Source organism: Hymenobacter sp. APR13, from assembly GCF_000737515.1.
Classification (GTDB): Bacteria; Bacteroidota; Bacteroidia; order Cytophagales; family Hymenobacteraceae; genus Hymenobacter.
On record NZ_CP006587.1, the window covers coordinates 1,907,379 to 1,931,314 of the forward strand.

At 60.9% G+C, this 23,936-nt stretch carries 19 protein-coding genes; 5 read left to right on the plus strand and 14 right to left on the minus strand.

Features of this window, described 5'->3' with window-relative positions:
• Positions 1 to 30: 30 nt before the first annotated feature.
• The 4 genes from N008_RS07970 to pdhA form a co-directional block, all read right to left on the minus strand.
• Positions 31 to 414: a TraR/DksA family transcriptional regulator gene (locus N008_RS07970; RefSeq protein ID WP_044015125.1), complete on the minus strand. Its 384-nt coding sequence runs from the start codon at positions 412 to 414 to the stop codon at positions 31 to 33.
• A 246-nt stretch (positions 415 to 660) separates the two neighbouring features.
• Complete coding sequence (gene ribH / locus N008_RS07975) at positions 661 to 1,137, minus strand: 6,7-dimethyl-8-ribityllumazine synthase (RefSeq protein WP_044015128.1); 477 nt, start codon at positions 1,135 to 1,137, stop codon at positions 661 to 663.
• Positions 1,138 to 1,310: 173 nt separating this feature from the next.
• Positions 1,311 to 2,081, minus strand: coding sequence for a tetratricopeptide repeat protein (locus N008_RS07980; RefSeq protein WP_081910671.1), 771 nt, complete (start codon positions 2,079 to 2,081; stop codon positions 1,311 to 1,313).
• A gap of 51 nt (positions 2,082 to 2,132) precedes the next feature.
• Positions 2,133 to 3,320: a pyruvate dehydrogenase (acetyl-transferring) E1 component subunit alpha gene (gene pdhA, locus N008_RS07985; protein WP_081910672.1), complete on the minus strand. Its 1,188-nt coding sequence runs from the start codon at positions 3,318 to 3,320 to the stop codon at positions 2,133 to 2,135.
• Positions 3,321 to 3,389: 69 nt separating this feature from the next.
• Here pdhA and recF point away from each other — a divergent pair, with 69 nt between their 5' ends.
• From recF to N008_RS08000, 3 genes are all read left to right on the plus strand, one after another.
• Positions 3,390 to 4,514: a DNA replication/repair protein RecF gene (gene recF, locus N008_RS07990; RefSeq protein WP_044015130.1), complete on the plus strand. Its 1,125-nt coding sequence runs from the start codon at positions 3,390 to 3,392 to the stop codon at positions 4,512 to 4,514.
• Between the two features lie 82 nt (positions 4,515 to 4,596).
• Positions 4,597 to 4,914: a DUF721 domain-containing protein gene (locus N008_RS07995; protein ID WP_044015131.1), complete on the plus strand. Its 318-nt coding sequence runs from the start codon at positions 4,597 to 4,599 to the stop codon at positions 4,912 to 4,914.
• Between the two features lie 492 nt (positions 4,915 to 5,406).
• The gene (locus N008_RS08000; RefSeq protein ID WP_044015133.1) at positions 5,407 to 5,970 is read left to right on the plus strand and encodes an acyl-CoA thioesterase; all 564 of its coding nucleotides are present in this window, start codon (positions 5,407 to 5,409) and stop codon (positions 5,968 to 5,970) included.
• A gap of 203 nt (positions 5,971 to 6,173) precedes the next feature.
• On the opposite strand, the gene N008_RS08005 is transcribed toward N008_RS08000, so the two are convergent.
• On the minus strand, positions 6,174 to 6,560 hold the full coding sequence (locus tag N008_RS08005) for a hypothetical protein (protein WP_044015135.1): 387 nt from the start codon (positions 6,558 to 6,560) through the stop codon (positions 6,174 to 6,176).
• 327 nt (positions 6,561 to 6,887) lie between these two features.
• Positions 6,888 to 7,751: a glycerophosphodiester phosphodiesterase family protein gene (locus N008_RS08010; protein ID WP_044015137.1), complete on the minus strand. Its 864-nt coding sequence runs from the start codon at positions 7,749 to 7,751 to the stop codon at positions 6,888 to 6,890.
• A gap of 119 nt (positions 7,752 to 7,870) precedes the next feature.
• Between N008_RS08010 and N008_RS21475 the strand changes: the two genes are divergently transcribed.
• Positions 7,871 to 8,494, plus strand: a complete 624-nt coding sequence (locus N008_RS21475; RefSeq protein ID WP_052381318.1) for a DUF2939 domain-containing protein — start codon at positions 7,871 to 7,873, stop codon at positions 8,492 to 8,494.
• A 76-nt stretch (positions 8,495 to 8,570) separates the two neighbouring features.
• Here N008_RS21475 and N008_RS08020 read toward each other — a convergent pair whose 3' ends face one another.
• The 8 genes from N008_RS08020 to N008_RS08055 all read right to left on the minus strand — a co-directional run bounded on the left by N008_RS08020 (position 8,571) and on the right by N008_RS08055 (position 23,295).
• Positions 8,571 to 8,846 (minus strand): PLD nuclease N-terminal domain-containing protein, encoded by a 276-nt coding sequence (locus N008_RS08020; RefSeq protein WP_044015139.1) that lies wholly within the window; start codon positions 8,844 to 8,846, stop codon positions 8,571 to 8,573.
• A gap of 91 nt (positions 8,847 to 8,937) precedes the next feature.
• Positions 8,938 to 9,591 (minus strand): rhomboid family intramembrane serine protease, encoded by a 654-nt coding sequence (locus N008_RS08025; RefSeq protein ID WP_044015141.1) that lies wholly within the window; start codon positions 9,589 to 9,591, stop codon positions 8,938 to 8,940.
• A gap of 293 nt (positions 9,592 to 9,884) precedes the next feature.
• A complete protein-coding gene (locus N008_RS08030; RefSeq protein ID WP_044015143.1) occupies positions 9,885 to 10,856 on the minus strand; it encodes a polyprenyl synthetase family protein in 972 nt (323 codons plus the stop codon).
• Between the two features lie 215 nt (positions 10,857 to 11,071).
• Positions 11,072 to 13,570: a ribonuclease R gene (gene rnr, locus N008_RS08035; RefSeq protein ID WP_052381319.1), complete on the minus strand. Its 2,499-nt coding sequence runs from the start codon at positions 13,568 to 13,570 to the stop codon at positions 11,072 to 11,074.
• Between the two features lie 419 nt (positions 13,571 to 13,989).
• Positions 13,990 to 16,023: an ABC transporter ATP-binding protein gene (locus tag N008_RS08040; protein ID WP_044015145.1), complete on the minus strand. Its 2,034-nt coding sequence runs from the start codon at positions 16,021 to 16,023 to the stop codon at positions 13,990 to 13,992.
• A 240-nt stretch (positions 16,024 to 16,263) separates the two neighbouring features.
• Positions 16,264 to 16,932, minus strand: coding sequence for a lipoprotein signal peptidase (locus N008_RS08045; protein ID WP_044015147.1), 669 nt, complete (start codon positions 16,930 to 16,932; stop codon positions 16,264 to 16,266).
• Between the two features lie 270 nt (positions 16,933 to 17,202).
• Entirely contained in the window at positions 17,203 to 20,691 is a 3,489-nt protein-coding gene (gene ileS / locus N008_RS08050; protein ID WP_044015149.1) for an isoleucine--tRNA ligase, read from the minus strand.
• A 165-nt stretch (positions 20,692 to 20,856) separates the two neighbouring features.
• Complete coding sequence (locus tag N008_RS08055) at positions 20,857 to 23,295, minus strand: efflux RND transporter permease subunit (protein WP_044015151.1); 2,439 nt, start codon at positions 23,293 to 23,295, stop codon at positions 20,857 to 20,859.
• Positions 23,296 to 23,532: 237 nt separating this feature from the next.
• On the opposite strand from N008_RS08055, the gene N008_RS08060 reads away from it, so the two are divergent.
• Positions 23,533 to 23,931, plus strand: coding sequence for a hypothetical protein (locus tag N008_RS08060; RefSeq protein WP_044015153.1), 399 nt, complete (start codon positions 23,533 to 23,535; stop codon positions 23,929 to 23,931).
• The last annotated feature ends 5 nt before the right edge of the window (positions 23,932 to 23,936 follow it).

Sequence of the window (23,936 nt, forward strand, 5' to 3'; positions counted from 1 at the left end):
ACCCGGGCGCTGGTACTAAAGCCGTCGGAACTAGTCGCGACGAGCCATTTTGGCTTCAATGGAGTGTTGGGTGTGCGGTACGGCGCGCAGCCGCTCTTTCGGAATCAGCTTGCCGGTACCGATGCATACGCCGTAGGTGCCGTTCTTGATGCGCACCAGCGCATTCTCGAGCTGCTGGATGAACTTCATCTGGCGCGAAGCCAGCTGGTTGAGGCTCTCCTTCTCGGCCGTGTCGGCGCCATCTTCCAGCACCTTGCTCGATGAGGCGGTGTTGTCGGTACCCGAGTCGTTTTTGCGGCTCAGGGTCTCCTTGATGAAGGATACTTCTTTGCGGGCGGCAGTCAGCTTATCCTGAATGATTTGCTCAAACTCGGCCAAATCCTCTCTGGAATAGCGTATGGTTTCGTCACTCATGTCGGGGTCAGAAAAAGTAAACTAAGAATGGGAGAGAGAAAATGCTACGAATAAAAGTGGCGGGCCTCCGTCCGGATGTTTGCGCTAACAGCAGGCTGCAGAAATTAGTTTATCCCTGTGCCTGCACCGCAGGCGGTATCTGCCTGAACGCAACGGGCCCTACCCCCTTTTTCGGGCGCAAAGCTACGCTTTTGTCTGACAATCACTTGGTGTATGCCTGGTTTTTGGCGTTGCGCGGCCCCGGCCTCAGAAGCTTAGCATATGGATGGCCGCCACGGCCCCTTCCACGCCTTTGTTGCCGTGCTTGCCGCCGGCCCGGTCCCAGGCCTGCTCCAGGGTGTTGGTGGTCACCAGGCCGAAGATGACTGGCTTGTTGAACTTGAGGCCCACGTTGGTGATGCCGCTGGCCACGGCGTGGCAGATGTAGTCGTCGTGCTTGGTTTCGCCCTGGATGACCACGCCCAGGCAGATGACAGCGTCAATCTGCTCGTGCTGGGCCAGCAGCTGCGCGCCCAGCGTCAGCTCGAAGCTGCCGGGCACGGTGTTACGGAAGATGTTCTCTTCCTTGGCGCCGTGCTTGATAAGCGTATCGTAGGCGCCCTGCGCCAGCGTGTCGGTGATTTCGCGGTTCCACTCAGCCACCACCAGCCCGAACCGTTTGTCGGAAATGTCGATGAAATGGTCGGAGTTGTAGTCGCTCAGGTTTTTGAGGGCAGTCGCCATCGCAGATTTTGCAGATTAAGAGTGATTACTCGGATTCAGATAGGATACAACGGCGCGTATCCTTTGTTGGCAGCCCGCAGGCCGGAGTTGTGTGGCAGCTAACATGAAAAAGGAAAGGACGGTACCGGACCGTCCTTTCCTCTGTTATCTGTGCAATCCGGCAAACTGCAATATTACTTGCCGCTCAGGGCTTCTACGCGGGCCTTGTACTGGCGGGCCTCGTTCACCTCAAACGAGGCAGGGTACTCCGTGATGATACGGTCATATGCCTTGAGGGCACCTTCTGTGTCTTTGGCCAGCTCGCGGGCGGTGGCTTCCTTCAGCAGGTATACCGGCGTGAACTGCTCGTTGGCGTTGTGGTTGGCGGCCTTGCTGTAGAAGTCGGCGGCTTCCTGAGGTTTGTTCATCTCCAGGTTGGCGTCGCCGAGCAGCGAGTAGGCGCGGGCCTGCACCAGCAGATCGTCGGACGAGAAGTCTTCGAGGTAGTCGGCGGCGGCTTTGTACTGGCCTTGCTTGAGGGCAGCCACGCCGGCGTAGAAGTTGGCGAGGTTGCCGGCCTTAGTGCCGCCATACTCGTTGGCTACGGTTTCTAGGCCGGGGTTCTGGCCGTCACCTTTCATGGCCTTCTGCAGCGAGTCAGCCTCCCAATAGTTCACGGCCTGGAACATCACGGCCTGCGCCTTGGTGTCCTGCGACGAGCGCCAGGTGTAGAACGCAAACGCGCCTACGATGGCCAGCACCACGACCGTCAGCAAGCCCAGCAGCACGTTCTTGTTGCGGCGCAGGAAATCCTCGGAGTCGGCCAGGCGTACGGCCAGCGCATCCGGGTCTTCCAGCATCGGGTGTTCCGTGGCATAGGTTTCTTGCCCTAGCGGATCGGCCGATACGGGCTGCTGAGGCTGACGGGCGCCGGGTGTTTTACCCGTGTAAGGAATCTTCGACATGAGAAGTAACTGGAAAACAAGGGCCGGAACCTGGGGAGGCTCGCGGCAGAACTAGTCGCGAATGTAAGGATAGTCCTGCTGCACGTACACGTCTTTGTAGAGCTCGTCGGCAGTAGGATAAGGAGACGTCTCGGCAAATTCCACCGACTGCAGTACCTGCGCCTTGATCTTCTCATCAATGGCCGTGAGGTCGTCCTCGGTAGCCATGTTGTTGGTGAGAATGGTGTGGCGTACCGATTCGATGACGTCGCGCGAGCGATAGTCTTCCAGCTCGTCTTTGGTGCGGTACTTGGCCGGGTCACTCATGGAGTGGCCTTTATAGCGGTAGGTTTTGAACTCCAGGAACGTGGGGCCTTCGCCGGCGCGGGCGCGCTCAGCAGCGCGGGCCACGGCGTCGTGCACGTCTTCCACGCTCATGCCGTTCACCGGCTCCGACGGCATGTCGTAGCCGCGGCCGATGTGGTAGAGCTCCGTCACGTTGGAAGTCCGCTGCACCGAAGTACCCATGGCGTAGCCGTTGTTTTCCACTACGAAGATGACGGGCAGCTTCCAGAGCATGGCCATGTTGAAGGCTTCGTGCAGGGCGCCCTGGCGCACGGCGCCGTCGCCCATGTAGCAGATGCACACGTTGCCTGTCTTGTTGTATTTCTCGGCGAAGGCAATGCCGGCCCCCATGGGCACCTGCGCGCCCACGATGCCGTGGCCGCCGATGAAGTTCACCTCCTTATCGAAGATGTGCATCGAGCCGCCTTTGCCTTTGGAGCAGCCGGTGGCCTTGGCGTACAGCTCAGCCATGATGGCGTCGGGCGAGGTGCCCAGGGCCAGCGGGTGCGCATGGTCGCGGTAAGCGGTAATCCACTTGTCGGCTTTGGTCAGGGCTGAGGCCGCACCGGCGGCGCAGGCTTCCTGCCCGATATAGAGGTGGCAGAAGCCTTTGATCTTTTGCTGACCGTAGAGCTGGCCGGCCTTTTCTTCAAACTTGCGCATGAGCTGCATCTGCTCGTACCAGCGCAGGTAGGTTTCCTTGGAAAACTTTGGCTTGGCTGGCTCAGCCCCTTTCGCCGATTTGCTGCCTTTCTTCGTAACGGCAGGAGCCGCGCCGTTGGCGGGCGGCAACACCGGATCCGGCTGAGTTACCGTTTTGGTAACCGCGTCACTTTTGGCCACAGCCTTCTGGGTCGACGTTTTCTTCGCCGAGTTGGAAGCCTTGGGGGCAGCCTTTACTTTCGTCTCCGCCATCTTGCTTTCAGTTGTTCGCGTTTGGGATGCGAAAGTACGTAAAATGATTGCAATTCCGAACCCCTGAGCATGATACTGGAAAGCCTGCAGCTGCTGTTCTTCAAAAACTACGATGAAGCGAATTTGCGCCTCTCGCCGCGCATCAACTGCTTCATCGGCGACAACGGCAGCGGCAAGACCAACCTGCTCGACGCCATCCATTACCTCTCGCTTACCAAGAGCGCCTTCACCTCTGTCGATGCCCAGAGCATCAAACAGGGCGAGGAGTTCTTCGTGGTGAAGGGCCGGTTTCAGCCCGCCGACGAGGCGGCCGAGGCGGCCGGTCCGGAAGCTATTCAGGTGAGCTTGCGCGCCGGGCAGAAAAAGGTGGTGGCCCGCAACAAGCAGCCCTACGACCGGATAGCCGACCACATCGGCCGCTACCCCGCCGTGCTCATCTCGCCCTACGACACCGACCTGATCCGGCAGGGCAGCGAGGAGCGCCGCAAGTATTTCGACAGCCTCATCTCGCAGCTCGACCACGCCTATCTGGAGCTGCTCATCTCCTACAACCATGTGCTGCGGCAGCGCAACTCGCTGCTAAAGCTGGCCGCCGAACGCCAGGGCGGCTACGACCGGGACTACCTGCTGGTGCTCGACGAACAGCTGGTGCCGCTGGGTTTGCAGCTGGTGGCAGCCCGCCAGCAGTTTCTGCTGGACTTCGAGCCGCTCTTCCAGCGCCACTATCAGCTGCTGGCCGACAGCCGGGAAGAAGTGCTGCTTACTTATAAGAGTCAGCTGCCCGAAACCGACTTCGCCAAGCTGCTTCGGGTGCAGGAGCGCAAGGACCTGGCCTTGCAGCGCACCACAGCCGGCCCGCACAAAGACGACTTCGTGTTTCTGATGGATGGGCTGCCGGTGAAGAGCTACGGCTCGCAAGGCCAGCAGAAGTCCTACGTTATTGCGCTCAAGCTGGCGCAGTTTGAAATCTTGGCGGCGCGCAACCAACAGAAGCCCCTGCTCCTGCTCGACGACATTTTCGACCGGCTCGATGAGAAGCGCATTGTGCGGCTGCTGCAGCTCGTAGCCGACCACACCTTCGGGCAGATCTTTCTCACCGACACCCACCTCGACCGTACCGACCTGGCGCTGGCCAGCATCACCGAGCAGATCAACCGGTTTCGGGTGGAGGCCGGCACGGTGCGCGCCGTGTAAGCCGAGCGTGGGCGCCGTACCTTTGCGTAGCCGCCGCTCTAGGCGCAGCGGCATTCTCCGCGCATTAGTATACCGACCCGACGTGAAAAAACCAAGCAAATCCGAAAACTCGCGTCGTGCCGATATCGTGTCTCTGAAGGACAGTATTCAGTCGTTGCTGAAAGCCTACCGGCTGCAGGGCAAGCTCAACGAGGTGACAGTGGTAGGCAGTTGGGAGAAAGTGATGGGCAAGGCCGTGGCGCTGAAAACCCAGGAGGTGTACGTGAGCAACGGTAAGCTTTTCGTGCGGCTTTCCTCGGCCCCGCTCAAGCATGAGCTGGTGATGGCCAAGACCCGGGTGATGCAGCTCATCAACGACGAGGTAGGCGAGGCAGTCATCAAGGAAGTGGTGTTCCTATAGCGCTTCGCGTCCCGGCTGCGCAACTCCGCCATATCAGGCTTCTCTCCGAGCGCGCGGATTGAACCAACCTTTATTGGGCATAGCATCCGGCAGCGTTGTGCGCGGCTTGGCTCACCTCGCATGCCAGCTTAGCTGACCCAAGCTGCGAATGATGCGGCGGCCACTGGCAAGAGCTCCGGTCCGGCGGCTCTTTCAGCCGTCGTGCTGGTCTTCGCAGGAGTACACGGACCACCTTGCTAGCTGTAGCCACATCGTGCATCCCAAGACCGGCCCGACGGCTGAAAAAGCCGCCGGACCGGAGCTGCTCCGCAACTTGGTTTAGATAGAGCCGTGCCCCTTGCCACTGTGGCCCATCATGCCCGCCGCTACCTTAGGCCGGGCCAGTATAGCGGCAGGCATACCGCATGATGCCCCAACCTGGCAAGCCCCCTTATCTTGCACAGGTCCGGCAATGCTACTGCCGGAATGTTTCTCCCTCCACTTGCTGTGCCTATGCCTCCCTACCCTCTCCCCAACTTCCGGCCCGTGTCCTATTCCCGGGTAACGCTCACCGAGCTTATGATTCCTTCCTACGCCAACTTCGGCGGCAAGATCCACGGGGGCATCCTGCTTTCGCTCATGGACAAGGTGGCCTACGCGGCGGCCTCCAAGCACGCGGGCACCTACTGCGTCACGGTGAGCGTCGATGGGGTGAACTTCCTGCAGCCGGTGGCAGTGGGCGAACTAGTGTCGTTGCTGGCCTCGGTGAACTACGTGGGTCGCACCTCGCTGCTGGTCGGCATCAAGGTGATTGCCGAAGACGTGCGGACCGGAACCGTGAAGCATACCAATACCTCCTACTTCACGATGGTGGCCAAAGACGACGATGGCAACCCGACTCCGGTGCCAGGCCTGCTGCTAGAAACTCCCGACGATACCCGGCGTTTCGTGGAGGCCATCAAGCGGCGCGAATTCAACGCCGACTACCACCGCCAGTTCAACGATGCCCGAACTGGCATGCAGGCCGACAGCCTGCTGCACCTGCTCGAAACTGAGCGGTGCCAGCTGGGGTACTAGCCCCTTCCCTACCCCAGTATCTGACGCACACAAAAGCAGCGGGGCGCAGCAGATTCAATCTGCTGCGCCCCGCTGCTTTTACCTTCTTACAACCCTCCCGATTGGCCCTTGCGGCTGGCCGCCGTCGGCTGGTCTTGCTTATCATTTCAGGCAACAATTGCTACCGTTATACAGACAAAAATGTTTCACGTGGAACGTTTTTGTTACCTGGGGCCATACACTTTCAGCAGTAGTTCATTATAGGCCTCCAGCAGGGAAATGTACTTGGTTTGGAGAGCCAAAAGCTGTTTGGAGCACTCTGGCTCAGGTTGTGATACAGAGACAGGCTTGCTCGTTACAGATTGTAAAGGTGTAACATCAGCGCGTTGTGTTACAAAAGGCAATGTCACTTGCTGAACAACTGTAAAGTCGCTGGAAAAGTCGTGTCCGATAATATCACCCACTCGCTTTACGAATGCGTAATCCAGTGTCTCTTCTTTAAACTTGCGGTATATGGTAGGGCGTGTAATACCGAGTCCGTCCACGATACGCGTGATGGAAATTCCGCTGTTTTTGATGGCTTCCTGCAGTATTTCGCCTTGATGCGGCATAGTAAAGCGTCCTGAATTGTTGTGTCTGTAAATATGACAATTGTGTTTCACATAACAAAAACAGGAATACAAATAAACGTGTGTTACAGGACACACATTACACGTATACATGATACATATTTACACATCTTACATATTACAAACTTTGTTTATTGATACAGTCACAGTGTTACAATATGGTTCGTGTTACGTCCACAACCTCCCTTACACCCACCAGAGGGTCGTTCAGCAAAACACAAAGCACCTGTAACGATTCGCTACAGGTGCTTCAGATAATACGGTAGTAAATGCCCTGTCCGGAAAGGCGTGATGGGTCGCGGAAGTGGCCTACTCTGCGCGCTGTCCGGAGGGGTAAAGCGGCAACAGCCGGTCGGGATAATCGGTGGTAATTCCGGCTACGCCCAGCGCCATTAGGCGCAGCATATCGGCGGGGTTGTTGACCGTCCAGGGCACTACCAGCATGCCGGCCTGCCGGGCTTCAGCAAGCAGCTGCGGCGTCGCCAGCGCGTGGTGCGGGCCTACCACCTGGGGGGTGAAACCGAGCTGCTGCAGGTGGCTGGCCAGGGGTACGTCGTCTTCGATGAGCAGGCACAGCGGCAGCTCCGGCAGCTGGCGCCGCACCTGCTGCAGGATGCGTCGGTCGAAGCTCAGGAGTGTGGTGCGCGGCACCAGCCCGAGGCGCCGCAGCTCCTCTACCACCACTGCCACGTAGGCCGCCGGGGCCGGGTGAAACAGGTTGTCGCCGGCCGGCTCGCTCTTCACTTCGAGGCTGAAGCGGGGCGGAATCCGGCCCAGCTCCCGAGCCAGTTCATCCACGGCAAGCACGACTTCGCGGAGCAGCGGCTTGTGCGCCGGCAGGTTTTGCTGCGTCGGAAAAACGGGGTGCGGCAGCTGCCCACAGTCGTAGCGCCGGACCTGAGCGTAGGGCATCTGGTAGAGGTTGTGCTGCTGCTGGGTGGCGGCCGGAATAGGCTGGCCGGCGGGGTCGAGGCAGATGGTGGCGCTCATCCAGGGCTCGTGCGACACCACCACCTGCCCATCGGCCGACAGCACCACATCCAGCTCCAGCACGGCTACTCCGAGGCGGACGGCATGCAGGAAAGCGGGCAGCGTATTCTCCGGAAACAGGCCGCGGCAGCCACGGTGGCCATGCACTTCGGGAGGCGCAGAAAAAGGCGTGAGAGTAGACATAAGCAGCAGTACGCAGGCCCTGCCCAGATAGCTGACGGGCCGCTGAACCGGGGCCGACCCCGCCGCACAAAGACCAGCCGAATCCTGTATTTTCGCTGGCAACTTCTTTCCTCTCTCTAATGAAACGATTAATTATTCTGGCCGTGCTGGTGGCCCTGGCCGCCGGCGGCTACCTCTACTATCAGAGCCTGAAGGCAAGCCCCAAATACGCGCTGATGCAGGCCGCCAACGCCGTGCGCACCCACGACATGGCCGACTTCGAGCGCTACGTCGACGTGAGCAGTGTAACCGGCAGCCTCGTCGACCAGGTCACCAGCCAGGGCTCGGCGCTGGGGCTGCTGAACCCGGGCGGCATGATGTTTAAGGGGGCGCTGCGGCTGCTCAAGCCCCAGCTAGCGCAGTCGGCCCGCCAGGAGCTGCAGCGCTACATAGAAACCGGCTCGGTGGAAGCAGCGGCTGCTGCGGCTCCCGATAGACTGATAAACGTATCAATGCTGGGACTGGCCGGTAAGGTGGTGAACCCCGACAGCCAGTTCAAGGACATCAAGTACGTGACCGAGCAGGGTGAGCAGGCGCTGGTAGGCCTGGAGTTCACGCAGCCCAAATACGACACCACGCTGGTGGTGGAGCTGAAGATGCGCAACCAAGGCGACCATTGGCAGGTGAAGGAAATCACGAATACCGGCGAGCTGCTGAAGCACGTAGCGCGGCTGGAAAAGCAGCGCCTACTGAAAGGCATGTAGCACCTACCCCACCACCAACAGAAAGCCCCGACACGAAAACGTGCCGGGGCTTTTTACTTACAGAGGCTGTCTGAATCTAGCGGCGACCTGAGAACAGGAAGTAGATGATGGAACCACCGAAGGGGAAGAACCAGATGATCAGGCCCCAGATGATTTTCTTGCCCGTCGACCAGTCCTGCTTGATCAGGCTCAAGAAAGCGGCCACCGCCAGGATGATGTAGAACACCCCGAAGATGGTGAGGTTGCCGTTGCTGCTGCGGCCGGCGCAGCTGCTGAGCAGCAACGAGAAGGCCATGGCCAGGGAAAGCATACCAACCGGCAGGCGGTTGGCGAGGGTTTTGAGCTTATTCATGGGAGTAGAGAGTTGGTGTTTGAAGGCCGTTTACGGGCCGGTAGCCGGAATAGATATACATAGGATAATATTAATTTTTTAATCAATTGATTTACAATACATTACTTAAATAAGACTGCACTTGTTGCCAAAAATCCAGCGCCGATGAAGGCAGCAGGGCCAGCGTGAGCACCACGCCATACAAAGCGCCATAAAAGTGGGCGTCGTGGTTGATGTTGTCGGCGTTGCGGCGGCTCATGTAGTAGGAATAGGCCAGGTAGAGCAGCCCGAAAATGAACGGCTGAATGGGAATCGGGAGTGGGAAGATGTAGATGCCGCCGCCGCCGGGCGCCACCGGAAACAGCAGCACGCTGGCAAACACCACCGACGACACGCCACCCGAAGCGCCCAGGCTGTGGTAGCCGGGGTTGTGGCGGTGGCGGAAAAACGTGGGCACCGACGACAGGATAATCCCGCCCAGATACAGCAGCAGGAAGAACCCGATGCCCGCTCCCACCCCGTAGCCAGCCACGTACTCGCGCAGCACAATGGGGCTGAAGGAGTAGAAGGCAAACATGTTAAACAGCAGGTGGGTCAGGTCGGCGTGCAGGAAACCGGAGGTGAGGAACCGGTACCACTGCTGCCGCTGCTGCATCAGGTAGGGGCTCAGGATCCAGCCATCGAGCAGCGCACGGTTCGACCACGCGTACATCGAAATGCCGGCCGTGAGGGCTATCAGAATCAGAATAGGGTTGAGGAAGGACATGCGAGGGGAATAGAAGAAAAAATAAGCGCGTTTAAGGCGCGTCAGACGCACGGTGGACCTCAAGGAGGCACTCGTGGCCAGCCGATGCTCAGAAGCCCGCAAAACGCCCGAAATGGGTGGCTGTGGCGCGGACTTCAGTTCGCAGCCCCCACGCCTGCCCGGATGGTGCGGCGTGAGGGCTGCGGACTGAAGTCCGCGCCACGGTTGTGCGTTGCGGCTTTCGTCTATACGAATGACGCGGTGTGCCCAGCCGGAGGGGCTGCGGACTGAAGTCCGCGCCACAGCCCGATAGTTTAGCTTTCGCGCTCCAGCAGCTGCAGGGCCAGATGGCGCAGGGGCTCTTTGCGGGGCGCCGGCACGCTCACGCGGTCCAGGTGTTGCAGGGCATCCTCGAAGTAGTGGTTGATGCGGGCCTCGGTCTGGGGGCGGATATCGAGCTCATCGTAGAGGGCGCGCACGGCCTGCACTTTGGCGTCGGCATCCGGGATGGGCTGGCCGATGTGGCGGGCCAGCTGGGCACGCTGCGCGTCGTTGGCCTGGGTTTGGGCCGTGAGCAGCAGGAAGGTTTTCTTGTCGCTAAGGATGTCGCCGCCCACACGCTTACCAAAGGTGGCGGCGTCGCCGTACACATCGAGCAGGTCGTCGCGGAGCTGGAAGGCTATGCCGATGCCTTCGCCGAACAGGCGCAGGTGCTCGGCATCATCCTCGGAAGCGCCGCCGAGCCGGGCACCCAGCTCCAGCGCGAAGCCCAGCAGCACGGCCGTCTTCAGCCGGATCATGTCCACGTACTGGTCGATGCTGACCTCGGTTTCCGTTTCGAAGTTCATGTCCCACTGCTGGCCTTCGCACACCTCGGCAGCCGTCTGGGAGAAGCGGCGCAGCATGGGGGCCAGCAGGGCGGGCGGCATATCAAACAGCAGCTCGTAGGCCCGCACCAGCATCACGTCGCCGCTCAGGATGGCCACGTTGGGGTTCCACTTTTCGTGCACCGTAGGCTGGCCGCGGCGCAGCGGGGCCTGGTCCATGATGTCGTCGTGGAGCAGGGTGAAGTTGTGGAATACCTCCACGGCCAGAGCGGGCTTCAGGGCCACGTCCAGAGCATCGGTGTAGAGTTGGGCGCCCAGCAGCGTGAGCAGCGGCCGGATGCGCTTGCCGCCAAGGGCCATGATGTAGCGGATGGGCTCGTAGAGGGCCGTGGGCTGTTCGCCGTAGTGCAGCTCGGCCAGAGCCGCCGTGAGTTTGTTGGAGAGGGCAGTAAGGTCCACAGAAACGGGTAAAGGTTCGGAGAGGAAAGGTACGGCGCAACGGATTGTCATTGCGAGGAGGCACGACGAAGCAATCCTTCCTCTCTGTGAGTTGAGTCAGAATTAATCAGAAAGCCCTCCGGCACTAGGCTATAACCTGGAACCGGAGGGCTTGTCTATAAGGGTCGTTTGTCTCAGAGGGAGGAAAGATTGCTTCGCTCCGCTCGCAATGACAGCTACCGGCGGCGCTTGCCTTTGTCGCCGCCGGGCCGGCCGCCGCTGCTGCGCTCGGGGCGGTAGCCGCGGGGCTTGCTGTTCTCGCGACGCTCCTGCAGCTCGCGCTGCTTCACGGCGTCGGGGCGGTTGTCCACCAGCTCGAAGTCGATGGTGCGGTCGAGCAGGTTGGCCGATTTCACGATAACCTGCAGCTCGTCGCCGAACTGGATAATGCGCTTGGTGCGCTGGCCCACGATGCGGTAGTTGTCGCGGTCCAGCTCGAAATGGTCGCCGGGAATCTCGCTCAGGCGCACCATGCCTTCGCACTTGTTCTCCTCGATTTCCACGTACATGCCGCGCTCCGTGAGGCCCGACACCACGCCGGTGAACGTCTCGCCGATAACCTCGGACATGAACTCCACCTGCTTGTACTTGATGCTGGCGCGCTCGGCGGAGGCCGCCACTTTCTCGCGCTCTGAGGAGTGCTTGCACTCTTCTTCCACAGGCTCCACGTCCACGTTCTTGCCGCCCTCCAGGTAGTGCTCCAGCAGGCGGTGGGCCATCATGTCGGGGTAGCGACGGATGGGCGAGGTGAAGTGCGAGTAGTGCTCGAAGGCCAGGCCAAAGTGGCCCAGCGGCTCGGTGGTATAGATGGCCTTGCTCATGGTGCGCACAGCCAGGGTCTGCAGCACGTTCTGCTCGGGCCGGCCCATCACCTCCATCGAAAGGTCGTTAAGCTCGGTGCTGATCTTTTTGGGGTTGGCCAGGTCGAGGTGGTGGCCAAATTTCTTGGCGAACAGCGCGAAGGTCTGCAGGCGGTCCGGGTCGGGGGCTTCGTGCACGCGGTACACCATCGTGAAGCGCGGCTTGCGGGCCTTGAGCTTGAACACGAACTCGGCCACCTTGCGGTTGGCCAGCAGCATGAACTCCTCGATCATCTTGTGCGCGTCCTTGCGCTCCTTCACATACACGCCCAGCGGCTTGCCGTTCTCGTCGAGCTTGAACTTCACTTCCTGCGTCTCGAAGCTGATGGCGCCCTGCTTGAAGCGTTGCGCGCACAGCTTCTTGGCGATGCTGTTCATGAGCTGCACCTCGGCCGTGTAGTCCGACTCCAGTCCTTCGATGCGTTCCTGGGCATCTTCGTAAGCGAAGCGGCGGTCGGAGTGAATGATGGTTTTGCCGAACCACGACTCGTAGAGCTTGCCGTTTTCGTCGAGCTCAAACACGGCCGAGAAAGTCAGTTTGTCCTCGTTGGGGCGCAGCGAGCAGAGGCCGTTGGAGAGGCGCTCCGGCAGCATCGGAATCACGCGGTCGACGAGGTACACCGAGGTGGCGCGGTGCTTGGCTTCCTCTTCCAGCGCCGTGCCGGGGCGCACGTAGTGGGTCACGTCGGCGATGTGCACGCCGATTTCCCAGTGGCCGTTGTCGAGCTTCTGAATGCTCAGGGCATCGTCGAAGTCCTTGGCGTCGGCGGGGTCGATGGTGAAGGTGGTGATGTGGCGGAAGTCGCGGCGGCGCTCCACTTCCGAAGCCGGGATGATTTCGGAAATCGACTCCGACTCCTCCTCCACTTCGGCCGGGAATTCAAACGGCAAGCCGAACTCAGCCATGATGGCGTTTATCTCGGCCTCATTGGCGCCGGCCTGGCCGAAGCTGCGCACCACCTCGCCCAGCGGCGAGCGGCCAGCGTCATCCTCCGGAAACTCCGTGACGCGCACCAGCACCTTCTCGCCATCCACGGCGCCGTGCAGGTTCTCGAAGGGCACGAACACGTCGAAGTACATCTTGCGGTTGTCGGGCTTCACGAAGCCGATGCCGCCGCGCACCTGCAGGCGGCCCACCACCTCGGGGCGCACCCGCTTGAGCACTTCCACCACGTCGCCGACGGGGCGGCCGTCGCGGGAGCCGCGCAGGCGCAGGCGCACCGTGTCGCCCTGCATGGCAAAGCGCAGGCGGTCCGTGAACACGCGCACGTCGCTTTCACTTTCCTCGGAAATCACGAAGGCAAACTTGTCGGTGGCCAGCGCCACGGTGCCCACAATGGTGTCGGCGTGGGAGGCGTGGCGGCGGCGCGAATCGGTGGTGCTGGCTGCGTCAGGGAAGTCGAAGCCGGCCTCGCGGCGGCGGTGCACCACGGGGTCCTGGCCGAACTCGGCCTCGGGCGAGCGGGCACTGCGGCGGGCGGGGACCGCCTCGTTTTTGCGCGAGCTGCGGCCACTGCCCGCGTCCACAGCGGCGGGCGCGTTGGCTGGGTCGGTGAGGCGGTATTCGTCGTTCTGCACCAGCGTCAGCAGGCCGGCTTTCTTCAGCGCCTTGAGGTGGCTGAATACTTCGTCGCGCTGCTCGCGGGTGGTGACGCCCAGGCGGCGGGAAATCTGGCGGTAGGCCAGCACCTTCTCGGGGTTGTCGCGGAAGATGCGGAAGACCAGGTCCTGGGAAATGAGGGCAGCATCAGGGCTGCCGGGGGCTGCCTTCGCGCGGTTGGCGCGGGGGGCGGCGGAGTCGTCTTTTCTTTTCATTTAGAAAATGGGAGCCGCCAGAGGTTGTCGTTTTCGCAGGCGGCGGGGGTTGATGGGAAAGCAGCGGCCAGAACCGGCGCACCTTCCGTAATGAGGAATATCGGCCGTCTTACGGGCTTCGGAAAGATGATACGAAATATAGAGAGCAATAACTATTCCGGGCTGAAAATACCCGGTTATGGTTGGGTTACGCGGGGCCGGAAGGCGCTGCATAAGTTGGCTTGGCTATCTGAGACCAAGCAGCCGCTTGCCATCGTATCGGGTGGGCAAGCAGACGTATTGCTTAGTACGACTGCCAACGCGGCCCCAGCTGGAAAAGTGCCGGATTTTCCAGCCGGGGCCGCGTTGGCAGTCGATGATGCATCAGCCACTACAACTCCAGCACGCGCTAAGCTAGGCTCCGCCCTGCTGCTTCCCTCCTACGCCCGGCTGGCTACGGCGGCGCGGATGTCGGCGGGGGTGTCTTTGGGGATGGCGGCCAGCAACTGCTTGGTGTACTCGTGCTGGGGGTTGGCGTAGATGTCGGCGGCGGGGCCGCTTTCCACGATCTGGCCCTGGCGCATCACCAGCAGCCTATCGGACATGAAGCGGGCCACCGAGAGGTCGTGGGTGATGAACAGGTAGGTGATGCCGAATTCGCGCTTGAGGTCGTTGAGCAGGTTGAGCACCTGCGCCTGCACCGACACGTCGAGGGCCGACACGGACTCGTCGCAGATGATGCACTTGGGCTGCAGGGCCAGAGCGCGGGCAATGCAGATGCGCTGGCGCTGCCCGCCGCTGAACTCGTGCGGGTAGCGCTGGTACTGGGCTTCGGTGAGGCCGACGGTGCGCAGCAGCTCCAGCACGCGGGCCTTCTGCTCCTGGCGGGTGCCGCCCACGCCATGGACGCGCATGGGCTCCAGGATGGCCTCGCCCACGGTCATCATCGGGTTGAGGGCGGCGTAGGGGTCCTGGAAGACCATCTGAAACTCGCGGCGGCGGCGGCGCAGCTGCTCGGCCGGCAGGCGGGCCAGGTCTTCGCCCTCAAACAGGATGCTGCCCGAGGTTGGCTCCACCAGCCGCAGCAGCGCCCGGCCCAGCGTGGTCTTGCCGCAGCCCGACTCCCCCACCAGCCCGACAGTTTCGCCCGGATACACCTCGAAGCTCACGCCATCTACGGCCCGCACAAACTCGGGCTTGCGGTTGAAGAATCCCTTGCGAATCGGGAAGTGCACGTTCAGATTCTCGACCTGCAGCAAGGGGGCAGTGGTGCCATGAGTTGCCGAGGGCCTCGTGGTACCACTATCGTTGAACGAGGCGGCAGCGGGCGTGGCGGGCGTGGCGGCGTCGTTCAACGGTAGTGGTACTACGAACCCCTCCGGGGAATTCGCAGCACCACTGGTGGCGCCGTTGCTGGTCAGCAGGGGTTGGCCGGATTCCAGGCTTGGGGCCGTTTCCAAGCCAAATTCCGGGGTTTCAGGGCGTGAAACACGATGTTCCACGGGGAACGTTTTGGCGGTTTCACCGTCGTTGTGAGAGGTGGAAGCGGGGACTTCAGGGGCAAGACCGTCAACTACTTGCGTGAAGTCAGTTTCAGTGCTGATAAAGCCTCCTTCGGCCGTTTCACGCATGAAATCGGCCACTACAGGAAGTTTTTTGCGTCCGACGGAAAGTTTTGGGCGGCAGGCCAGCAGGCCTTTGGTGTAGGGGTGCTGCGGATTGGTGAATATGTCGAGCACGGGGCCCTGCTCTACCACGCGGCCGCGGTACATCACCAGAATCCGGTCGGCAATTTCGGCCACCACGCCCAAGTCGTGGGTGATGAAGATGACGGCAGTGTTGTGCTGGCGGCGCAGGTCATCGATGAGGCGGAGCATGCGGGCCTGCACCGTTACGTCGAGGGCGGTGGTGGGCTCGTCGGCAATGAGGATGGCGGGGTTGCAGGCCATGGCCATGGCAATCATCACGCGCTGCTTCTGGCCGCCGCTGATTTCGTGGGGGTAGCTGGTGAATATTTTCTCGGGTCGCGGCAGCTGGGCCATCGTGAACAGCTCCACGGTGCGGGCCTCGGCTTCCTTCTCGCTGAGCGGGGTGTGCAGGCGCAGGGCCTCCACCACTTGGCTGCCGCAGGTGTACACGGGGTTCAGCGAGGTCATCGGCTCCTGAAAAATCATTCCGATGTCGTTTCCGCGTACTTGCTGCAGCTGCTTATCCGTGAGCTGCAACAAGTCCACCTCCCCTAGCGCCTCGCTCTGAAACCGCGCTTCGCCGCTCACAATCCGGCCGGGCGGCAGCGGAATCAGCCCCATCAGCGCCAGCGACGTCACCGACTTGCCCGAGCCCGACTCGCCCACGATGGCAAGCGTCTCGCCCCGATGCAGGTCAAAGGAAATGTCCTGCACGGCCCGCGTGTTGCCACGGTGGCTGTTGAAGTCGATGGTGAGGTTGCGAACGGAAAGAATGGGCTGGGACATAGCAGGCAGGTAGATCAGTAAAGATAGGCGCTGCTGTAGAGACGCAACACTTCGCGTCTCGCTGTTGAACGGCCGAAACAGCTGTAGAGACGCAATATTTTGCGTCTCGCCGTTGAACGGCCGAAACCGCCCAGTTGCAACAACATCAGCAACGTAGAGACGCAAAATATTGCGTCTCTACAACGAAAACGGCCCGCCGGAACGATTCCGGCGGGCCGCTTTCAGGCAGAAAGACAGTCGTTACACCACTTCCGACGAGGCTTCGGCGTCGTGGCGGGCCTGGGCGGCGGCGGGGTCGTTGGCGGCCAGCGGGTGCGCTTTTTCGTCCTCGGTGCTGTAGAAACGGTTCTGGAACAGCAGAATCAGCACCACGCCCACGAAGATGCTGGAATCGGCGATGTTGAAGATGGGGAAGTCCGGAATCATCTGGCCGCCTACCAGCGGCCACGAGGCGGGAAAGAAGCCGTCAGGGAAATCCACGAAAATCATGTCAATCACCTGCCCGTGCAGCCAGGGCGTGGGGGCGCCGTACACCGTGAGGCCGGGGCCATACACGATGCCGTAGAAGATAGAATCCACGAGGTTGCCGATGGCGCCGCCCAGAATCAGGGCGATGCAGAACATGAGGCCCTGGGGCGCGCGCTGCTGCCACAGCCGCCGAATGTAGTAGGCAATGCCCGTCACGGCCACCAGCCGGAACAGCGTGAGCAGCACTTTGCCGTAGGGCGCGGGCAGCTCCACCCCGAAGGCCATGCCCGGATTGGTGGTGTAGTGCAGCTTCAGCCAGTCGCCGAGCAGCGGAATTTCGCCGGGCATGCCGAGCGGCATATAGCGGTGCACGGCCCACTTGGAGAGCTGGTCGATGACGATGACCAGCACGGCCACGAGGTAGTATTTCCAGTACTTCATTCTTCGGAAGTGAGAGGTTAGAAGGGAGAAGTGAGAAGTGAGACGCTGAGCTGACGTCTTGTCAGAGCTAGTCCCTCTCCCCTCTCGTGGCACAAAGTGACGCAGAATTTTAGACTTCGGCCGCAGAGCTGAGCGCCGGGCCGGTGCGCCGTTGGTATATGTTTCGGGTAGCGGTTTATGCCGTTTTGAGCCGGATTCGGTGGCCGGTTTTACGCTTTGTGCGCCGGTGTGCCAACCGCCGTTTCTGAGGCGGCGGTTGGCACCTGAGGCTTAAGCAGTTGCTACGTTCAGTAGCACCGGCACGGAAAACTCGTCGAATTCCAGCACCGCGCCGCCGCTGATTTCCGGGGCGAAATCCAGGCTCAGGGCCTGCACTTCCTCCCGGATGTAGCTGCCGAACGACTGCACGGCGGCTTCCAGCTCGGGCTGCTGCTGCAGCGTGACGCGGATTTTGTCCTGCACTTCCAGGCCACTGTCTTTGCGCAGGTTCTGGAGGCGGTTTACCAGCTCGCGGGCCACGCCTTCTTGGCGCAGCTCGTCGGTCAGGGTCACGTCGAGGGCCACGGTGAGGGGGCCGTCGGTGGCGACCAGCCAGCCGGGCAGGTCCTGGGTGCGGATTTCCACGTCGTCGGGGGCCAGGATGTAGGCTTCGCCATCGATTTTTACGGCCAGCTGACCGGTTTTTTCGAGGGTGCTGATTTCCTCGGCGCTCATCTGCTGGATGCGGGCACCCACGGCTTTCAGCTTGGCGCCGTACTGCTGGCCCAGGCGCTTGAAGTTGGGCTTCACCGACTTCACCAGCACGCCGCTGGCATCATCGAGGAACTCCACGTGCTTCACGTTCACCTCGGCGCAGATCAGGTCTTCCACCAATGCCACCTGGGCGCGGGTCGAGTCGTTGAATACCGGCACCAGGATGCGCTGCAGCGGCTGGCGCACCTTCAGCACCGATTTCTTGCGTAGCGAGTGCGTGAGCGAAGAAATGCGCTGGGCCAGCTCCATGCGCTCCTCCAATGCCTTGTCGATGCGGGCTTCGTCGGCTTCCACCAAGAGTGTCAAATGCACCGATTCGGCGGCCAGCGGAGTGCTGCGCTCGATGGCTTCGGCGCGCATGCCGTTGGTCATGTTCTGATACAACCACTCGGCGAAGAAGGGCGCAATCGGGGCCATGAGCTGCGATACTACCACCAGGCATTCCTGCAGGGTTTCGTAAGCGGCGCGCTTGTCGGCGGTCAGCTCGCCCTTCCAGAAGCGGCGGCGCGAGAGGCGCACGTGCCAGTTGGAGAGCTGGTCGGTCACGAAGTCCTGGATGGCGCGGGCGGCCTTGGTGGGGTCGTAGCTGTCGTAGTGGCCGCGCACTTCCAGAATCAGCGACTGGAGCTTGCTCAGAATCCAGCGGTCCAGCTCGCTCAGCTCGGCGTGCGGCGTGCGGTCGAACTCGCGGGCCTGGAAGCCGTCGAGGTTGGCGTAGAGGGCGTAGAACGAGTAGGTGTTGAACAGCGTGCCGAAGAAGCGGCGCTGCACCTCCGTGATGCCGGCCACGTCGAATTTGAGGTTGTCCCAGGGCTGGGCGTTGGCAATCATATACCAGCGCGTGGCATCGGGGCCGAACTGCTGGATGGTGGCAAACGGGTCCACGGCGTTGCCGAGGCGCTTGCTCATCTTGTTGCCGTTCTTGTCGAGCACCAAGCCGTTGGCCATCACGTTTTTGTAGGCCACCGAGTCTTCCAGCATCACCGCCAAAGCGTGCAGTGTGAAGAACCAGCCACGGGTCTGGTCCACGCCTTCGGCAATGAAATCAGCCGGGAAGTTCTTCTGGAACTGCTCTTCGTTTTCAATCGGATAGTGCCACTGAGCGTAGGGCATGGCGCCGCTGTCGAACCACACGTCGATGAGGTCGGTTTCGCGGTACATGGGCTGGCCCGAGGGCGACACCAGGAAGATGTCGTCTACGTAGGGCCGGTGCAGGTCGATTTTAGTGGTTTGGTCCGTCGAGCCGTTAGCCATTACCCAGTTGCCGTCCACCAGCTGGTAGGGGTTGTGGGTCATGACTTCGGCGGCGACGGCCTTGTCGATTTCGGCGTTCAGCTGCTCGATGCTGCCGATGCAGATTTCCTCGGTGCCATCCTGGGTGCGCCAGATGGGCAGGGGCGTGCCCCAGTAGCGCGAGCGGCTCAGGTTCCAGTCGACCAGGTTTTCCAGCCAGTTGCCGAAGCGGCCGGTGCCGGTGCTGGCGGGCTGCCAGTTGATGGTTTTGTTGAGCTCGATGAGCCGGTCTTTCACCGCCGTGGTTTTGATAAACCAGGAGTCGAGCGGGTAGTAGAGCACGGGCTTGTCGGTGCGCCAGCAGTGCGGGTAGGTATGCTCGTACTTCTCCACCTTGAAGGCCGTGCCGTCGCCTTTCATGCGGATGGCAATGCTCTCATCAAGGGTTTTGTAGTCGGCACCCGACTCGTCGTGGCCGTCGTAGTTTTTCACCCAGCGGCCGCCGAATTCGCCCATCTGGGCCACGTAGCGGCCCGTCCGGTCCACGATGGGGCCGAGCTTGCCTTCGTCGTCGGCTACCAGTAGGGCGGGCACGCCGGCCAGCTGGGCAGCCCGGAAGTCGTCGGCACCAAACGTGGGCGAGATGTGCACGATGCCGGTGCCGTCTTCGGTGGTCACGAAGTCGCCGTTGATGACGCGGAAGGCGTTTTCCTCGCCCTCAAACGCCGGATAGCCTTTGTTCTGGCCGAACAGCCGCTCGTAGCTGATGCCCACGAGGTCGGCACCTTTGAAGGTGTTTTCGATGCGCCAGGGCAGCACTTTGTCGCCGGGCTTGAAGTCCTCAAACGAAGCCTCTTTGCCTTTCTCCGAGAAGTATTTGCCCACCAACGCCTCCGCCAGCACCACCCGGATGGGCGCGTAGGTGTAGGGATTGAAGGTACTCACCAGCACGTACGGGATGTTCTTGCCCACAGCCAGACCCGTGTTGGCGGGCAGGGTCCAGGGCGTAGTCGTCCAGGCCAGGATGTATACGTCCGGCTCCGAGGCATTGTCGCCGTAGAGAGCGGCCAGGGGCACTTCGTCGAGCTGCACGTTGCCGAACAACGGCTCCGACTTCTCGTCGCGCTTCACCTTGAACTGGGCCACCACGGTGGTGTCCTTCACGTCGCGGTAGGTGCCGGGCTGGTTCAGTTCATGCGACGACAGGCCGGTTCCCGCCGCCGGCGAGTAGGGCTGGATGGTGTAGCCCTTGTAGAGCAGGCCCTTGTCGTAGAGCTTCTTGAGCAGCGCCCAGCAGCTCTCGATGTACTCGGGCTCGAAGGTGATATAGGGGTCGTCAAGGTCCACCCAGTAGCCCATTTTCTCGGTGAGGTCGTCCCACTGGGCTTTGAAGCGCATCACGGTTTCGCGGCAACGCTGGTTGTAGTCCTCGATGCTGATTTTCTTGCCGATATCCTCCTTCGTGATACCCAGCTCCTTCTCCACCTGCAGCTCGATGGGCAGGCCGTGGGTATCCCAGCCGCCTTTGCGGTGCACTTGCTTGCCCAGCAGCGTCTGGTAGCGGCAGAAGATGTCCTTCACCGTCCGGGCCATCACGTGATGGATGCCGGGGGCGCCGTTGGCCGAGGGCGGGCCCTCATAAAACACGAACGTGGGCTGCCCTTCGCGGGTGCTCACGCTTTTCTCAAAGATGCCGTTCTGCTTCCACCACGCCAGGATATCGGTGCCGACCTGGCCGTAGTTGAGCGGCTGCTTGAATTCGGGGTAGTTCATTTGTGGGGAGGGTCGTTGTATCAGAACGTCATGCTTGATCTGTCGTCCGCTTGCCGAAGCATCTCTACCTCAGACTAACTCAGTCGTGAGAACGAAATGGTAGAGATGCTTCGGCAAGCGGACGACAGATCAAGCATGACGGTGGAATTGAGTGGTAAAGGCTTATTAACCGTTCAGTTTCGGCTGCATCTGCATGCGACTTAGGTTCAGCTCCAGGTCGTCGTCTTCCTCGTGGTAGTTGTCGTCGTAGTGCTTGATGCCCGACTGGTCGATGACGTCCTCGTCCTTGCCGTGCTCGAAGGTAACTAGCAGGCAGGGCAGCAGAATCAGGTTGGAGAAGTTGGTAATCAGCAGGCTGGCCGACATCAGCAGGCCCAGGGCCTTCGTGCCGCCAAACTCCGAGAAGGCAAACACCGAGAAGCCCAGAAACAGCACAATGCTGGTGTAAATCATGCTGGTGCCGGCCTCACTCAGCGTGGTGCTGATGGCGGCCTTCACCCGGCGGCCGTTGGCGGCCATTTCCTGCCGGAACTTGGCCAGCAGATGGATGGAGTTGTCGCCATCGATGCCCAGCGCAATGCTGAAAATGAGGGCCGTGCTGGGCTTGAGCGGAATGCCGAAGTAGCCCATAATGCCGCCCGTAAGCAGCAGCGTGAAGAAGTTAGGCAGCAGCGTGAAGAACACCGCCCGGATGCTGCGGAACAGAATCAGCACCACCAGGCCCACCAGCGCAAAGGCAATCAGCAGGCTTTCCTTGAGCGTACCAATCAGGTATTCATTGCCCTTGGTGAAGATGATGGTGGTGCCCGTGAGCTTCACGTCCATGCCGGTGCCCTTAAAAATCCGGTTGATTTCGGGCCGGATGCCGTTGTTGAGCAGCGTATCGAGGTTGTGGGAGCCGATGTCGGCAATCTTCAGCGAGATGCGGGCCCGCTGCATGGTGCTGTCGGTGAAGGAGCGCAGCAGCTTGCTGGTGAGGGCGCCTTCGCTGCCTTTAGTGCTCTGGGAGCGGGCCAGGTAGCTGAATACGTAGTTCTTCTCGGAGTTGTCGGGCAGGCGGTAGTAGTCGGGGCTGCCGTTGTAGAAGGCCTGGGTGGAGGCTTTCAGGAAGGTCACCACGCTTACCGGCGTCGTCAGCACGGGCTGGGTGCGCAGGTAGTTCTCCAGCCGGTCAATCTTCTCCAGATTTTTCAGCTTGAGCAGGCCCTTGGGCTTGCCGGTGTCCACCACCAGCTCCAGCGGCATCACGCCGTTGAAGTGCTGCTCGAAGAACTTGAGGTCGGAGTTCACCGACGAATCCTTGGGCAGATCGTCCACCATGTAGCTCACTGAGCGCACCTTGCTCACGCCAAACCCGGCCAGCACCGCAAACACCAGCGCCGCTATGTACACCGTGCGGCGGCGCTCCAGCACCAGGTAGTCGAAGAACTCCAGCAGCTTCATCAGCGGCTTGGCCTCCAGGTGCTCCAGCTGCTTGGGCGTGGGCGGCGGCAGAATGGTGAACACAATCGGCATCAGAATGAACGACACCGCAAAGGCCACGAAGATGTTGATGGTGGCCACCGCCCCGAACTGGAACAGAATGGCAATGTTGGTGAAGCAGAACACCACGAAGCCAATAGCCGTGGTGGTATTGTTCATCAAGGTTACGAGCCCGATTTTGCGCACCACCCGCGCCATCGCCAGCACCTGGTTGCCCGATTTGCGGTAGTCGTAGTGGTAGCGGCTAAGCAGATAAGTACAGTTCGGAATGCCAATCACGATGATGATACTCGGAATCAGCCCCGTCAGCAGGTTGATTTTATAGCCCATCAGCACCATCGAGCCAATGCACCACACCACCACAATCAGCACAATCAGCAGCGGAAACACCACCGCCGACCACGTCCGGAAAAACATGAGCAGCGTGAGGGCCATCATCACGATGGTGAGGCCCACGAACAGCTTCATTTCCGAGGCTACCTTGGTGGTCATGGTGGCCCGCACGTAGGGCAGGCCGGCGTAGTGCATCTTGATGCCGGTTTTCTGCTGAAACCGCTCGGCATGGCCCAGAATCTCCTTCATCACGGCTTCCCGCCGGCTGGAATTCAGGTACTTGGGGTCCATGGTGAGGGCCAGCAGCGTGGCCCCGGTGGTAGGCGAAATCAGCTGGCCTTTGTAGAATTCCTGGGAGTTCACCACCCGCATCAGGGAGTCAAGCTCGGGCTGGGTCTGGGGGAAGTTGCGGAAGATAGGCTCGGCTCGGAACGTGCGCAGAGTGGTATCCTTCACCAGCCGCGGCAACCGCGTGACGCCCAGAATGCCGTTCACGCCCCGCACCTGGCTGAGCGTGTCCGTCAGCAGGCGCAGCTCATTGAAGTTGCCAAGCTGGTACACCGAGCTGTCCTGCATGCCCAGCACCAGCACGTTGCCATCCTCGCCAAACTGCCGCTTGAACTGCTGGAAATACACCATGTCCGGGTCGGTGGGGCTCACCACCTGAGCAAAATCGTAGGTCATTTCGATTTTGCGAGCCTGCCAGCCCATGAAGACCGTGATGAGTGCCAGCAGCCCTACCAGCAGGCGGCGGTTCTTGATGACGAACAGGGCGAGGTTTCTCCACATAGGCTGCTAAAATGCAGCAAAGGTACGCAACCCCAAGCAGCTATCCGGTGAGGCTCAGCCATTAAAGGAAGCCGTGGTGCAGGCGGCCAGCCAGGTGCTGAGGCCGGGTCGCTGATTTTTTACTTCGATACCGGGGAACATTTTATGGCACTTCTAGCGTAAGTAGGCCCACTACAGGACGTTGCAGCACTCAGCAATTGAATTATACCGCGCCGGGTGTAGTGTTTTTCTTTTGCCATGACCCTGTACAATTCCCCGGAAGCGCTGCTGACGTACCATCCGGCTTCCGAAACTCTGCTGCTGAGCTGCAGCACGCCGCATTTGTCGGCGGCATTCAACCAGGCCTATCAGCGGGCCCTGGAAGAAATGCGCGTCCAGAACGTCGACAAGCTGCTGCTGGACCTGAAGCGCAACGCCCCGCCTACCGACGAAGACGCGGAGCTGCTGCGCCCCCTCACCAAAGCCCTGGCCGACCACGCCACCCGCCCGCTCTTTATTGCGGCCGTGGTATCGGAGGGGCAGTACCATTACCAGATCGGCAGCTCGCTGGCCGCCGCGCCCCTGCCGCCCGCGCAGGTGCAGTTCAACTACTTCACCTCCCGCCGCGACGCCACCCAGTGGCTGAGCGAAAACTGATTCGC

Excerpts from the sequence above, each read along its gene's own strand:
- N008_RS07970 (WP_044015125.1), bottom strand. The coding sequence starts at position 414 with ATGAGTGACGAAACCATACGCTATTCCAGAGAGGATTTGGCCGAGTTT.
- ribH (WP_044015128.1), bottom strand. The coding sequence starts at position 1,137 with ATGGCGACTGCCCTCAAAAACCTGAGCGACTACAACTCCGACCATTTC.
- N008_RS07980 (WP_081910671.1), bottom strand. The coding sequence starts at position 2,081 with ATGTCGAAGATTCCTTACACGGGTAAAACACCCGGCGCCCGTCAGCCT.
- pdhA (WP_081910672.1), bottom strand. The coding sequence starts at position 3,320 with ATGGCGGAGACGAAAGTAAAGGCTGCCCCCAAGGCTTCCAACTCGGCG.
- recF (WP_044015130.1), top strand. The coding sequence starts at position 3,390 with ATGATACTGGAAAGCCTGCAGCTGCTGTTCTTCAAAAACTACGATGAA.
- N008_RS08000 (WP_044015133.1), top strand. The coding sequence starts at position 5,407 with ATGCCTCCCTACCCTCTCCCCAACTTCCGGCCCGTGTCCTATTCCCGG.
- N008_RS08005 (WP_044015135.1), bottom strand. The coding sequence starts at position 6,560 with ATGCCGCATCAAGGCGAAATACTGCAGGAAGCCATCAAAAACAGCGGA.
- N008_RS08010 (WP_044015137.1), bottom strand. The coding sequence starts at position 7,751 with ATGTCTACTCTCACGCCTTTTTCTGCGCCTCCCGAAGTGCATGGCCAC.
- N008_RS21475 (WP_052381318.1), top strand. The coding sequence starts at position 7,871 with ATGAAACGATTAATTATTCTGGCCGTGCTGGTGGCCCTGGCCGCCGGC.
- N008_RS08020 (WP_044015139.1), bottom strand. The coding sequence starts at position 8,846 with ATGAATAAGCTCAAAACCCTCGCCAACCGCCTGCCGGTTGGTATGCTT.
- N008_RS08025 (WP_044015141.1), bottom strand. The coding sequence starts at position 9,591 with ATGTCCTTCCTCAACCCTATTCTGATTCTGATAGCCCTCACGGCCGGC.
- rnr (WP_052381319.1), bottom strand. The coding sequence starts at position 13,570 with ATGAAAAGAAAAGACGACTCCGCCGCCCCCCGCGCCAACCGCGCGAAG.
- N008_RS08040 (WP_044015145.1), bottom strand. The coding sequence starts at position 16,023 with ATGTCCCAGCCCATTCTTTCCGTTCGCAACCTCACCATCGACTTCAAC.
- N008_RS08045 (WP_044015147.1), bottom strand. The coding sequence starts at position 16,932 with ATGAAGTACTGGAAATACTACCTCGTGGCCGTGCTGGTCATCGTCATC.
- ileS (WP_044015149.1), bottom strand. The coding sequence starts at position 20,691 with ATGAACTACCCCGAATTCAAGCAGCCGCTCAACTACGGCCAGGTCGGC.
- N008_RS08055 (WP_044015151.1), bottom strand. The coding sequence starts at position 23,295 with ATGTGGAGAAACCTCGCCCTGTTCGTCATCAAGAACCGCCGCCTGCTG.
- N008_RS08060 (WP_044015153.1), top strand. The coding sequence starts at position 23,533 with ATGACCCTGTACAATTCCCCGGAAGCGCTGCTGACGTACCATCCGGCT.